Here is a 12429-nt window from a genome sequence, read left to right on the forward strand (position 1 = left end):
CCCCTACCGGGCGGTGCCCATCAAGCGGGTGAAGGAGGTCGGATCGCAGTCGAAGCCGCGGACGGCGGGCCGGTACGTCCAGGTGCCCCGGTCCTCGCGGGTGAACTCCACGACGGTCGCCGCGGTGGAGTCCCGCACCGCGTCGAAGTCGTCGCGGAACAACTCGTCGTAGCCCTGCTTGACGATCACCAGGGTGTTCCTCACGTCCCCGAAGGCGACCCGGCCGCCGCCCTGCTGGATGGCGACCCCCACCACCACGCGCCCGTAGGCGGGGGCGAGCCGGGTGAGCTCCAGCACCATGGACTCGTCGATGCCCAGGCCCTGGCCCGTACGGCTGTCCCTGCTCAGCGTGATCGTGCCGTCGGGCGAGCGGCTCTCGAAGTGGACCAGGTACACCGGCTCGCCGGCCGGGTCCCCGGCACCGTAGACGGCGGCGATGACGTCGAGGTCGTGGACCGGGCCGCTCCCGGTGCTCGGGTCCCACTTGAGGGCCACCTCGACCTTCTCGACACCCTTGTTGAGGCTGCTCACACCTTCCCCCTCTCCGAGTAGCCGTACGCGTGGGGGCCAACTCCCCCGCGCGCCGGATCCGTTGTCCATGGTGTCACGGAGCGTCAACGGTGAATGTCATATGGGCGGGTTCCGTGCGCCGTACGATGGCGCGGTGCTGGTCAAGTGGACTCGCTGCACCGTGGTGGACCGTCGGGGGTTCGAGCGGGGGCAGCGGAAGTGGGCGGGGCTGCCGGGCGAGCCCGGCTTCCGGGGGCAGGGCGGCGGCTGGAGCCGGCTGCGCCCCGGCGTCGCCCACGTCTTCTCCTTCTGGGAGAGCCGTCCCTTCTACGACTCCTTCATGGCGCGGTCGCACAACCGGCTGGCCACCGCGCAGTCCGGAACCTTCAAGGACGCGCGGACCGGGCTGTTCGACCACCGCTTCGACGTGAAGACCGGCTTCGAGCCGCGCTTCACCGACGCCGACGTCGTACGGGTCGCCCACAGCCGCATCCGCGAGGGCCGGGCCGAGCACTACGCCCTGATGCAGGAGAAGGTGTGGAACCCGGCGATGGCCGGCTCGCCCGGCATGCTCCGGGGCATGTTCGGAGAGGCCCCGGGCAACGAGTTCCTGGTCCTGTCGATGTGGCGGTCGGCGGCCGAGCACGGCAAGTACCGGGCCGAGCGGGTGGAACGGCTCGCCCTGCGCGCCCGGTTGGAGGCCGATGTCGTCGCTCTGACCGGTGACGTCGTGGACCTGGAGGCGGCCTGGACGGTCTGAGGGCCGTGCGGTGCGCCGTCGGGACCGGCGGCCGGCGGGCCCGGTCGCGCCCGCCGCCGAGGTGATGCTCCTCGACGGACCCGCCAACCGCCTGGACGAGACGGCCCTCGGCCGGCTGGAGGACTCCCTCCGCACCCACCGCGGCGCCCTCGGCGCCGTCTCCCACGACCGGCTCCTGCGCCGCCGCCCCACCGGTCACGTCCGGCGACCGGAGGCCGGCCGCCCCGTCCGCCGAGCCCGGCTCGAAGGGACCGCCGCCGGATAGGGTGGCAGGGCGATGACCGCTGAATCCTCTTCCGCCCGGCGCTTCGAACGTGCTCTCGCCAGTCTCCGCGGACTGGCCGTGGGGGACGCGCTGGGCTCCCAGTTCTTCGTCCCCGCCAACCACCCCCTGCCGGGACGCCGCGAGCTGCCGCCCGATCCGTGGCAGTGGACCGACGACACCGAGATGGCCTGCTCCGTCCTGGCCGTCCTCGCCGATCACGGCCGCATCGACCAGGACGTGCTCGCCCGCTCCTTCGCCGCGCACCACGACTTCGACCGCGGCTACGGCCCCGCCGTCAACCGCATGCTCCGGCTCGTCCGGGAGGGCGGCGACTGGCGCGAACTCGCCGCCGGCCTCTTCCAGGGGCAGGGCTCCTGGGGCAACGGCTCCGCCATGCGGATCGCCCCCCTGGGTGCCTGGTACGCCGACGACCCCGAGGAGGCCGTCCGCCAGGCGGAGAGCTCCTCCCACCCCACGCACCAGCACCAGGAGGCGGTGGCGGGCTGCATGGCGGTCGCGGCCGCCGCCGCACTCGCCGCGGCACCGCAGGGGCCGCCCGAGGCGGCGGACCTCCTCGACGCCGTCGTCGCCCTGGTGCCGCGCAGCGACGTCGGCACCGGACTGCGACGCGCCCGCGACCTGCTGGACCACGACGACACGCAGACGGTCGCCGCCGTCCTCGGCTGCGGCCGGCGCACCAGCGCCCAGGACACGGTGCCCTTCGCCCTGTGGTCCGCGGCCCGCTCCCTCGGCGACTACGAGCGGGCCTTCTGGACGACCGCCCAGGCCGGTGGCGACGTCGACACGACGTGCGCCATCGTCGGCGGCGTGGTGGCCGCGGCACCGGCCGGCGGGCCGCCCGCCGACTGGCTCGCCCGCACCGAGGACCTCCCCCACTGGGTACCGGACGGCCCCGGTCGCCGTCGTGCCGCCCTCCACCCATCCCATCGGCCCCCGCCCCGGTCGGACGGGCCGCCGACGGCTTCCCAGGCCCCCTCCTGACGGCCTGTCGGACGTCATGGCGCGCCCCGGCCCGGTCCCTCGGCGGCCCCGGGTGCCCCATCCACCGGCCCGCGTACGGGGGAGAAGGCACTGAATGCCGATCCGGGTGTCGCGGGCGGCGGCGGGCGGCGTAACCTGTCAGGCGCCATGCCGTACGAAGCACCCACACACACCGTCGAACGCTCGATCCGGGCGACGACCGGCGCCAAGGTCGTCGCCGGGGTCGACGAAGTCGGACGCGGGGCGTGGGCGGGGCCCGTCACGGTGTGCGCCGCCGTCACCGGCCTGCGCCGGCCCCCCGCCGGACTCACCGACTCCAAGCTCATCGCCTCCGGGCGCCGGACCCGACTGGCCGCCGAACTCGAACAGTGGGTCACGGCCCACGCCCTGGGGCACGCCTCCCCCGAGGAGATCGACGAACTCGGGATGACCGCGGCGCTGCGACTGGCGGCCGTGCGCGCCCTGGAGGCGCTTCCGGTGCGACCCGACGCGGTCATCCTCGACGGCAAGCACGACTACCTCAAGGACCCCTGGCGGGTTCGTACGGTGATCAAGGGTGACCGGTCCTGCGTGGCCGTGGCGGCGGCGTCGGTGATCGCCAAGGTACGGCGGGACGCGATGATGGCCGAACTGGAATCACAGGACGAGGCGTACGCACCGTTCGGGTTCGCGGCCAACGCGGGTTACCCGTCACCGGCGCACAAGGCCGCGCTCGCCGAGCTCGGCCCCACCCCGCACCACCGCATGACCTGGTCCTACCTTGACGCGCTGCCCCGCTGGCGACACCTGAGGAAGACCCGTGCCCCCGCGGGGGCGGCCGGACCGGAAAGCGGGGACCAGCTCGGCTTCGACTTCTGACCGGTCACCCGGAGCGCGGCCGTACCGACGGACCGCGTCCACCAGCCACCCGCCGGTGTGAGTCCCACCGGCGTTTGATAGACATCCGATCATGCCTCTCATCCCCGAGGAGCCTCAGATTCACGAGAGTGCCCAGGGTCCCCGCACCACGTCGGCCGCAGGCCGCCACGCGTCGACCCCCAGACCCGTACCCGGCCCGCGCACCGCGGCCTCGCCCCGCCCCGGCACGGCCAGGCCCGCACCACCGCGCCCGCGCGCCGCGGGGGGCCAGCCGGTCCACCGGCCGGAGGACCGCCCCGCCGAGCCCCGCAACACGCCGCAGGTCCAGCTGATCCCGGCCCCGCTCGACGGAGCCGTCGACGCCGCCGAGGAAGCGGTCGACCTGCTGCTGGAGAGCGGTCGCGCGCCCGGCGACATCCTGGTGCTCACCACCGGGGAACCCCACCCGTGGGCGGCACACGAGCTGTCGTTCGGCGAAAGCTCCTACTGGGCCCAGCACGATGCCCGCGACGACGTGTTCTTCGCCGACGCCTCCGTCGTCGACCGCGCTTCGACCCGGCCCGTGGTGGTCGTCGCGGTCAACGGGGGCGACGACACCGTCACCGCCCGGGCCCTGCCCGCCGCGATGAACCGCGCCGGCGCGCTGCTCGTCGTCTGCGGCGACCCGGAGCGGATCAACACCGTGCTCGGCACCGCTCTCTGACGACGGCTCACCCCGCGGCCGGACGGCACCGCCGTCCGGCCCGGTGAGCCCCGTCGGCGCCGGCGCGAGGGGGCGTCAGCGCGCCACGGTCCGGCGCAGGGCGTCGGCCGCGCCACCCGCTCTGCGCACCACGGACGGCGCCCCGCTCCCGCCGGCCTCCGACAGGCCGCTCGGCGGTGACGCCGTGTGCGGGCTCCGGCCGCCGCGTCCCTCGCCCATCACCTGCCAACCGTCACCGGTCAGAGTGATGTACGCGCCGCAGCGGAGCCCGTGGAGCGTGCAGGCGTCCCGCAGACCCCACATCCACGCCCCGTCCTCCTCCGTCCAACGCGCCTCGCCCTCGCGGCAGTAGAGCAGGACGGCGGTGCGCACCGGGGTACGGCGCCGCAAATCGTGCGGGATCACCCGGCGCAGGTGCGCGAGCAGCGCGTTGCGGAAGTCCCACCCGTCCGCCGGTACCGGTCGCGGCGCGAACGAGGCGCTGGCGACGAGCCGCTCCTCGTGGTCGAGGACGGCGACGACGGCGGTCCCCGGCCCCGGCCGGTGGCGTGCGTGCAGTCCCGTGACGAGGTCACGGGGACTGCGCAGCAGGGGGATCCCGGCCGAGGCCCACTCGGCAGGTTCGAGCACCCGGACGAGACGGCTGGCGGAACCGTCGGGCGAGGTCGGCGAACTGGCCGGGGACGGAGTGGATCCGAAGGTCACGGTCCTCCCTTCGCAGACGCGCCCACGAAGCGGGCAGGGATCGAGTCGGGGTCCGCCACGACACGGATCTCCAGGACCGCGAACGGGCCGTGTGGGGGCGTAATCCGATTCTCCCCGGCCACCCGGGCGGGCGGCAACGAGCAATTGCGGCACCTGACGGAAATGGGCAGATATGGCCGCCGATTCCCGGCTGTGTGACCGTCTTCACCGCTCCGGAACGGGCAGCGGCCGCGACGACCCGGCAGCAGCGTTCCCACCGCTCGGGTCCCCAGGTGCGCCCGCCCTTCGGGGGCCGGGAGCGCCACAGGACCCGGACAGCCGTCGGGGGACCGCTTGAAAGGGCCGTCGCCCAGGGGCGCGGGGCTCCCGCCGGCGTGGGCGGCGTCCGATCACCGAGGTCCGGGCGGTCCGCCCGTCCGAGGCCGCCGAAGAACCGGCGCAGGCCGATCCGGGCGGGCAGAGGGCTCCGGTCCGCGCCGGCGCACCACTCGCGGGCACCCGGCGTCGCGCCTTCCCTCGCAGGAGCTTTCGGCCGGCGTCGGACGGGTCCCGGCCGCCCGCCCTCGGTCACTCTGGGTGAACTGGCCGGCGGCCCTCGAAATCGGGTTGCATGGAAGGCATGGAAAACCCGCAGCTCCGCGCCGAAGCCGATGCCGTCCTCGCCGAGCTCGTCGGCGCCCCGCAGGGGACCGCGCGGCTGCGGGAGGACCAGTGGCAGGCGGTGGCGGCCCTGGTGGAGGAGCGCCGTCGCGCCCTGGTGGTGCAGCGCACCGGCTGGGGCAAGTCGGCGGTGTACTTCGTCGCCACCGCCCTGCTCCGGCGTCGCGGGGCGGGCCCCACCGTGATCGTCTCCCCGCTCCTGGCACTCATGCGCAACCAGGTCGAGGCGGCGGAGCGGGCCGGCATCCGGGCGCGCACCATCAACTCCGCCAACCCGGAGGAGTGGGACGCCATCCACGAGGAGGTCGAACGCGGCGGGACCGACGTCCTCCTGGTGAGTCCCGAACGCCTCAACTCCGTGGACTTCCGCGAGCGGATGCTCCCCGAGCTCGCCGCCACGACCGGCCTGCTGGTGGTCGACGAGGCCCACTGCATCTCCGACTGGGGCCACGACTTCCGTCCCGACTACCGTCGTCTGCGGACCATGCTCGGCGACCTCGCCCCCGGCGTGCCGGTGCTGGCCACCACCGCGACCGCCAACGCGCGGGTGACGGCGGACGTGGCCGAGCAGCTGGGCACCGGTGGCGGTGAGGCCCTGGTGCTGCGCGGCTCGCTGGAGCGGGAGAGCCTGCGGCTCGGAGTGGTCCGGTTGCCGGACGCGGCCCACCGGCTGGCCTGGCTCGCCGAGCACCTGGACGAGCTGCCGGGCTCCGGAATCGTCTACACGCTCACGGTGGCGGCGGCCGAGGAGGCCACCGCCTTCCTGCGGCAACGCGGTTTCGAGGTGGCCCCCTACACGGGGCGCACGGAGAACGCCGACCGGCTGCAGGCCGAGACCGACCTCCAGCAGAACCGGGTCAAGGCCCTCGTGGCGACCTCCGCGCTCGGCATGGGCTTCGACAAGCCCGACCTGGGCTTCGTGGTGCACCTCGGTTCGCCGTCCTCGCCGATCGCCTACTACCAGCAGGTGGGCCGCGCCGGCCGCGGAGTGGAGCACGCGGAGGTGCTGATGCTGCCGGGCAAGGAGGACGAGGCGATCTGGCGCTACTTCGCCGACACCGCCTTCCCGCCCGAGGCGCAGGTCCGGCAGACCCTGGCGGCCCTCGCCGACGCGGGACGCCCGCTGTCCGTCCCGGCCCTGGAGGCGGTGGTGGACCTCCGGCGTACCCGCCTGGAGACGATGCTCAAGGTACTCGACGTGGACGGGGCGGTCAGGCGGGTGAAGGGCGGCTGGACCTCCACGGGCCGGCAGTGGGTCTACGACTCCGAGCGGTACGCCCGGGTCGCCCGGCAGCGGGCGGCCGAGCAGCAGGCCATGCGCGACTACGTGAGCACCTCCGGGTGCCGCATGGAGTTCCTGCGCCGGCAGTTGGACGACGAGGGGGCGGCGCCGTGCGGCCGGTGCGACAACTGCGCCGGCGCCTGGATCGGCTCGTCCGTCTCGACCGAGACGCTGGCAGGAGCGGCGAGGGAACTGGACCGCCCCGGGGCCGAGGTCGAGCCGCGCCGGATGTGGCCGACGGGGATGCCCGCACTGGGCATCGACCTCAAGGGCCGTATTCCCGAAGGCGAGCAGTGCTCTCCCGGGCGCGCCCTGGGGCGGCTCTCGGACATCGGCTGGGGGAACCGGCTGCGCCCCCTGCTGGCCGAGGGGGCACCCGACGGTCCGGTACCGGACGACGTGCTGAGGGCCGCGGTGGCCGTCCTCGCCGACTGGGCGCGCTCCCCGGGAGGTTGGGCACCGAACGCCCCGGACGCCTCCGCCCGGCCCGTGGGCGTCGTCGCCGTACCGTCCCTGAGCCGCCCACGTCTGGTGGGCTCCCTCGCCGAGGGGATCGCGGCCGTCGGACGCCTTCCCTACCTGGGCAGTCTGACGTACACCGGACCGGGCGGCGCGCACGCGGCCCGCCGCAGCAACTCCGCGCAGCGCCTCAGGGCGCTTTCGGGTGCCTTCAGCGTCTCCGAGGACCTGGCCGCCGCCCTGGCCGGTTCCGCGGGCCCCGTCCTGCTCGTCGACGACTACACCGACTCCGGCTGGACGCTCGCGGTCGCCGCCCGACTCCTCCGCCGGGCGGGCGCCGCCCGGGTCCTGCCCCTGGTGCTCGCCGCAGCCGGCTGAGTCCCCGCGGTCGGGCCGGGGCTTCCGCGGAGCGGAGGGTGTGTCCGCCTCGTGGACCGCGGCCCGGCAGGAGGAGCCCGCACCCCCGGGGGCCGCGCCCCGGTCCTCTCCCTCCGCGGGGCCGCCGTGGTCGCGGACGCGTTCCGGAGGACCGCCGGGGCGCCCCGCGGTCACGGGCACCGAGCCCCGATCCGCCTGGTGAGCGGCCGGTTCGACACGCGGCGGAGGCCGCCCCGTCACGGCCGGGGCGCCGCCGGCCGCGGTCGCGGCGGTCGCGAAGACGCCGGCGAGAGCCACCGCTGCCACCACGGTCCAGGGCTTCGGCCGCCTCGCCCACCGGCCCCGGCGGGTGATGCGGGACATCACGGACCCGGCCACCGCGGCGTCGGCCGCGGAGCGTGCCGCCGCGAACGCCGCGGCGGCGCACCGGTCCTGACCGCGTGTGTGCTCCATGCCCCCAGGGAACACCGCGGCACCGACAGTGGTCGAACGAGCCGTCGACCCCTGTGGACAACCGTTGTCCACAGGGGTCGACGGATCAGCGGGACGGACGGGACCGTCGAGCCATGAACGAACACCACGACCACACCGGTCCCCGCAGCACGTCCTCGTCCGGCAACCCGCTGCCCGTCAGCACCACCGGCTTCCCCGACGAGCCCCGGGTCACCCTGCGCGGACCCGCCGAACTGGCCGACGCGCTGCCCTACATGCTCGGCTTCCACCCCACCGACTCCGTGGTCCTGCTCGCCCTGCACGGCGGGCGAGGCCGCTTCGGCGGACGGATCAGGCTGGGCATTCCCCGATCACCCGAGGAATGGGGCCCCGTCGCCGAGCAGTTGGCCGAGTGCCTCGTCGAGGGGGCCGAGCGGCGCGGTTCCCGCCCGGACGGCATCGTCGTCTTCCTCTGCCAGGACCCTGCCGAGGGTGAGAGCGGCAGGAGGGTGATGGAGCGGCTGAGGCCCTTCGCCCAGAAGCTGCGCACGGCCTGCGGGGCCCTCGACGTCCCGGTGTACGAGGCACTGTGCCTGTCCGACGGCAGGTTCTGGTCGTACTGCTGCCCCGACAGCGACTGCTGCCCGCCCGACGGCACCGCGCTCGCCCCGCCCGGTACGTCGGTCATGGCGGCGGCCGCCGCCTACGCGGGCATCCACGTCCGCGGCTCGCTGCGCGACATGGAGGCCAGGCTCAGGCCGCGCACCGCCCGCACCACCGTGGCCGAGCAGGAACGGGCCCTGGACACCGCGAGCGCCGCACTCGTCCACCGCATTCTCGACGTCAAGGCGTGCAAGGACGTACGGGACGACACGATCAGGCTGGCGCGGTGCCTCGTCGACCGCCTCGCCGAGCACCCGCCGCTCGCCGATCCGGATACCTCGGACACCAGGGACGATGCGCTGATCACTCATGAGGAGGCCGCCGAACTGATCGTCGGACTGCAGGACCGCCGCACCCGGGACCGGGCCGCGGAATGGATGGAGGGGCCGGTCGCGGACCACGCGCTCCGTCTCTGGCGCGCCCTGGCCCGCCGCTGCGTCGGCGTCTACGGCGAGCACGCCGCCGCACCCCTCACCCTCGCCGGATGGGTCTCGTGGTCGACCGCCGACGAGCCCGGCGCCCGTGTCGCCCTGGGGCTGGCGCTCGACGCGGACCCCGAGTACGTCTTCGCCCGGTTGCTGCACCAGGCGTGCAACGAGCAGCTGGACCCGGAGACGCTCCGCGAGTGCCTGCGCGGTGAGCGTGAGGCCCGCGCGGAGGCCGAGGCCCGCCGCGCGCTGCGGCCACGGACGGCCGGACGGGGAGCGGGAGCGCGTGAGGTGCGGCGTCGGCTGCGCGCCAGGGTGGGACGGCCCCGGGGAACCGCCGGGGACACCCCGTCCACGGGTCCCGGCCCCGTCCGCCCCGCCGACGGGGCCGGCCCCGGTTCCGAGGCATGCGCAGGCCGGCGTGCCGGCCGTGGGAAATCGTGCGGCAAGCACGGCGGCGGACCGGATGACGGGCCGTCCCGCGCCGGAGAGCCGGGCGGGGGCGATCGGGGGAGCGCCCGGTGACGGCCATGATCCCCGTTTCGATGCTCGATGCGGCCGCTCACACGGGTGGCGGAGTCACCGGGCTCGTGCCGTCCCGGCCGGAGCGGCCGCCCGGAGCGCACGGAAGGCTCGGCAGACGGCCCGTGGACATCACCGTCCCCGCGCCCCGGCCACCCGCCAGGCCGTACCCGCACCCGCCCGGGCCCTGCGCGGGCGTGATCCGTTCGGCCGCCGCGGCGAGGCGGCCCGCCCCCACGGGGCCACCGGTTCCCTGTCCGGGGCCACCGCCGGACAGGGACGGGAGGCGGCCGGGCCACCGGGCGCCGCGGCGGTCTGCGCGTACCGGTCGCCCGGTGCGTGCGCGGGGGAGCAGCGCGCCGAGGGCGGCAGGTGCCGGTCTCCTCGGCGTGCAGCCCGCCGTCGTGACCGCGGACGTCCACCCTCCCACCGCTCCCATGGCGGGTACCCGCCCCGCCGCTCCGGCCCGTACGGCCCCTGCGGCCCGTACGGCCGCGCTGCGCCCGGTACACCGCGTCCCGCCGGGGCCGCCCCGGCGCTTTGGAACCGGTTCCGCGGGGCGGCCGTCCGCAGTACGCGCGAGCAGGGCGAGCCCCGGCGGGATCGGGAAGGTCAACGGCGGACTCCGGTCGGAGGCGTGACCGGGTGCGGGCCGCCACCGGGGAACGGAGGCGGGCGGAGGAGCGACCGGGCGGAAACTCCGGACGCCGTGGCCGGGGCGACGAGGAGCGTGTTTATCGTCAGGAAGACGACTATGATCGCGGCATGCCCCCCTACGACCCCTCGGCCTATCCGCCCTTCGCCGTGACCGTCGACCTGGTCGTCCTCACCGTGCGCCGCCACGCCCTGTGCGCACTGGTCGTCCGGCGCGGAGAGCCGCCGTTCCAGGGACGTTGGGCCCTGCCGGGGGGATTCGTGCGGGCCGACGAGGACCTCGGCGCCGCCGCGGCGCGGGAGCTGGCCGAGGAGACCGGGCTGTGCGTCCACGACCCGGGCGGTCCGGCCCCCGCGCCCGGCGCCGGTGCCCACCTGGAGCAGCTCGCCACCTACGGCGACCCGGGGCGGGACCCCCGGATGCGGGTCGTGAGCGTCGCGCACCTCGCCCTCGCTCCCGATCTGCCCGCACCCCGGCCGGGCGGTGACGCCGACAGCGTCCGCTGGGCGCCCGTCGACGAACTGCTCGGCTCCGGGCCGGGCTCCGACGGCGAGTCGGCCGCGCCGCTCGCGTTCGACCACGCGAGGATCCTCGCGGACGGTGTCGAGCGGGCCCGCTCCAAGATCGAGTACTCCTCGCTGGCCACGGCCTTCTGTCCGCCCGAGTTCACGGTCGGCGAGTTGCGGCGGGTGTACGAGGCGGTGTGGGGGGTGGCGCTCGATCCGCGCAACTTCCACCGCAAGGTCACCGGGACGCCGGGCTTCCTGGTGCCCGCCGGCGGTACCACCACCCGTCAGGGCGGCCGACCGGCGCAGCTGTTCCGCGCGGGCGGCGCCACGCTGCTCAATCCGCCGATGCTCCGCCCCGAAGTCTGAGAGACCCGCGACCGGTCCCGGGAGTCCGGCACTCCACGACTTCCTCCCTGCATGGAAAGTCCGAAATGCCGGGTTATCGTGCTGCGGTACCCGCCCTGCCGCCGAGCGGTCTCACCTACCGCGGGAGAAGCGATGCTCCAGGCAATCGGACTCACCAGCACGCCGCGCCGGAACCGCCCCCCCGCCGTGGACGACCTCACCTTCCAGGCGTCCCCCGGGCAGGTCACCGCCCTCCTCGGCCCCGCCGGCGCGGGAAAGACCACGGCCCTGCGCCTGATGCTCGGTCTCGAACGGGGCCGGGGGGTCACCTACTTCCGCGGCCGGCCCCTCCACCGAGCCGCCCACCCGCTGCGCGAGGTCGGAACGCTTCTCGGTGACGTCCCCGGCCACCCCGCGCGCAGCGTGCGCGGTCAGCTCCGCATGGTCTGCGCCGTCGCGGGGGTCCCCGCCGCCCGCGCCGACGATCTGATCGCAGCGGTGGGCCTGGAGGAGTTCGCCGACCGGCCGCTCGGCGTCCTCTCCCGGGGCATGGACCGCCGACTCGGCATCGCCACGGCGCTGTTGGGCGATCCGCACGCGCTGGTCCTGGACGAGCCGGCCGCCGGACTCCCACCCCGTGAGGCCGCCTGGCTGCACGGGGTGCTGCGCGCCCACGCCGTCCGGGGCGGCACCGTCCTGTACACCACCGCCGATTCCAGAGAGGCCGCACGCACCGCGGACCACGTCGTGGCGATTCGGGCAGGGCGCCTCGTCGCCGACCAGGACGCCGCAGCCTTCGCCCGTACGCGGCTCCGCCCCCGCGTCGCCGTCCGCACCCCGCACGCCGCGCGCCTCGCCTCGCAGCTCGCCCGCGAGGCCCGTGCCGCCCGCCGTCCCGTCGAGGCCGTCGCCGGAAGGGGCAACGAACTCTACGTGTACGGCAGCGACTGCGCCGAAGTCGGCGAGGCCGCCTTCCGTCACGGCATCCTCCTCCACCGCCTCGCCGANGAGATCGGCNCAGTCNGCNNCNAGCCGGATCCTAGCCCGGTTCGATCTCCGCCTCCCCGCCCCCTTCTGGCGCCGGGACGGAGTCCGCCGCCGGATGGGGACCCGCTTTCCACCCGGTTCCCACGCCCGGTTCGCCCTCTTCCTCCGGACCGGCCTCCGCATCCGGGCCCGACCCTGGCCCCGGCCCGGCGCCCGTCCTCGAACCGGACCCTGCCCTCGGCCCGTTCCCCGTACCCGAACCGGGTCCTGCTCCCGGGNCNGCGCCCGCCCTCGATTCCCGACTGT

At 75.3% G+C, this 12429-nt stretch carries 11 protein-coding genes; 9 read left to right on the plus strand and 2 right to left on the minus strand.

What is annotated here, in order from left to right; genetic code table 11:
* Window positions 1-3: 3 nt before the first annotated feature.
* Entirely contained in the window at window positions 4-531 is a 528-nt protein-coding gene (locus MW084_RS16180) for a TerD family protein (RefSeq protein ID WP_010469408.1), read from the minus strand.
* A 133-nt stretch (window positions 532-664) separates the two neighbouring features.
* Here MW084_RS16180 and MW084_RS16185 point away from each other — a divergent pair, with 133 nt between their 5' ends.
* From MW084_RS16185 to MW084_RS16205, 5 genes are all read left to right on the plus strand, one after another.
* The gene (locus tag MW084_RS16185) at window positions 665-1270 is read left to right on the plus strand and encodes a YdbC family protein (RefSeq protein ID WP_029553368.1); all 606 of its coding nucleotides are present in this window, start codon (window positions 665-667) and stop codon (window positions 1268-1270) included.
* Between the two features lie 10 nt (window positions 1271-1280).
* A complete protein-coding gene (locus tag MW084_RS16190; protein WP_010469413.1) occupies window positions 1281-1535 on the plus strand; it encodes a P-loop NTPase family protein in 255 nt (84 codons plus the stop codon).
* Between the two features lie 12 nt (window positions 1536-1547).
* Window positions 1548-2537 (plus strand): ADP-ribosylglycohydrolase family protein, encoded by a 990-nt coding sequence (locus tag MW084_RS16195; RefSeq protein WP_078571469.1) that lies wholly within the window; start codon window positions 1548-1550, stop codon window positions 2535-2537.
* A 147-nt stretch (window positions 2538-2684) separates the two neighbouring features.
* The gene (locus MW084_RS16200; protein WP_010469415.1) at window positions 2685-3395 is read left to right on the plus strand and encodes a ribonuclease HII; all 711 of its coding nucleotides are present in this window, start codon (window positions 2685-2687) and stop codon (window positions 3393-3395) included.
* A 91-nt stretch (window positions 3396-3486) separates the two neighbouring features.
* Window positions 3487-4098 (plus strand): hypothetical protein, encoded by a 612-nt coding sequence (locus tag MW084_RS16205; RefSeq protein ID WP_010469417.1) that lies wholly within the window; start codon window positions 3487-3489, stop codon window positions 4096-4098.
* A gap of 75 nt (window positions 4099-4173) precedes the next feature.
* Here the strand turns inward: MW084_RS16205 and MW084_RS16210 are convergent, their stop codons facing one another.
* The gene (locus MW084_RS16210) at window positions 4174-4803 is read right to left on the minus strand and encodes a hypothetical protein (RefSeq protein ID WP_010469419.1); all 630 of its coding nucleotides are present in this window, start codon (window positions 4801-4803) and stop codon (window positions 4174-4176) included.
* 619 nt (window positions 4804-5422) lie between these two features.
* Here MW084_RS16210 and MW084_RS16215 point away from each other — a divergent pair.
* The 4 genes from MW084_RS16215 to MW084_RS16230 all read left to right on the plus strand — a co-directional run.
* Window positions 5423-7582, plus strand: coding sequence for a RecQ family ATP-dependent DNA helicase (locus MW084_RS16215; protein ID WP_010469421.1), 2160 nt, complete (start codon window positions 5423-5425; stop codon window positions 7580-7582).
* Window positions 7583-8148: 566 nt separating this feature from the next.
* Complete coding sequence (locus MW084_RS16220) at window positions 8149-9630, plus strand: DUF4192 domain-containing protein (RefSeq protein WP_010469422.1); 1482 nt, start codon at window positions 8149-8151, stop codon at window positions 9628-9630.
* A gap of 762 nt (window positions 9631-10392) precedes the next feature.
* On the plus strand, window positions 10393-11157 hold the full coding sequence (locus tag MW084_RS16225; RefSeq protein WP_010469423.1) for an NUDIX hydrolase: 765 nt from the start codon (window positions 10393-10395) through the stop codon (window positions 11155-11157).
* 132 nt (window positions 11158-11289) lie between these two features.
* Window positions 11290-12143, plus strand: an 854-nt coding sequence (locus tag MW084_RS16230) for an ABC transporter ATP-binding protein (protein ID WP_275563649.1), incomplete at its 3' end; no start/stop codon positions are given.
* Window positions 12144-12429 lie beyond the last annotated feature (286 nt).

This window comes from Streptomyces sudanensis, from assembly GCF_023614315.1.
Classification (GTDB): domain Bacteria; phylum Actinomycetota; class Actinomycetes; order Streptomycetales; family Streptomycetaceae; genus Streptomyces; species Streptomyces sudanensis.

Bases quoted from the DNA above. Each gene is read 5' to 3' on its own strand.
- MW084_RS16195 (WP_078571469.1), top strand. From the start codon at position 1,548: ATGACCGCTGAATCCTCTTCCGCCCGGCGCTTCGAACGTGCTCTCGCC.
- MW084_RS16200 (WP_010469415.1), top strand. From the start codon at position 2,685: ATGCCGTACGAAGCACCCACACACACCGTCGAACGCTCGATCCGGGCG.
- MW084_RS16205 (WP_010469417.1), top strand. From the start codon at position 3,487: ATGCCTCTCATCCCCGAGGAGCCTCAGATTCACGAGAGTGCCCAGGGT.
- MW084_RS16215 (WP_010469421.1), top strand. From the start codon at position 5,423: ATGGAAAACCCGCAGCTCCGCGCCGAAGCCGATGCCGTCCTCGCCGAG.
- MW084_RS16220 (WP_010469422.1), top strand. From the start codon at position 8,149: ATGAACGAACACCACGACCACACCGGTCCCCGCAGCACGTCCTCGTCC.
- MW084_RS16225 (WP_010469423.1), top strand. From the start codon at position 10,393: ATGCCCCCCTACGACCCCTCGGCCTATCCGCCCTTCGCCGTGACCGTC.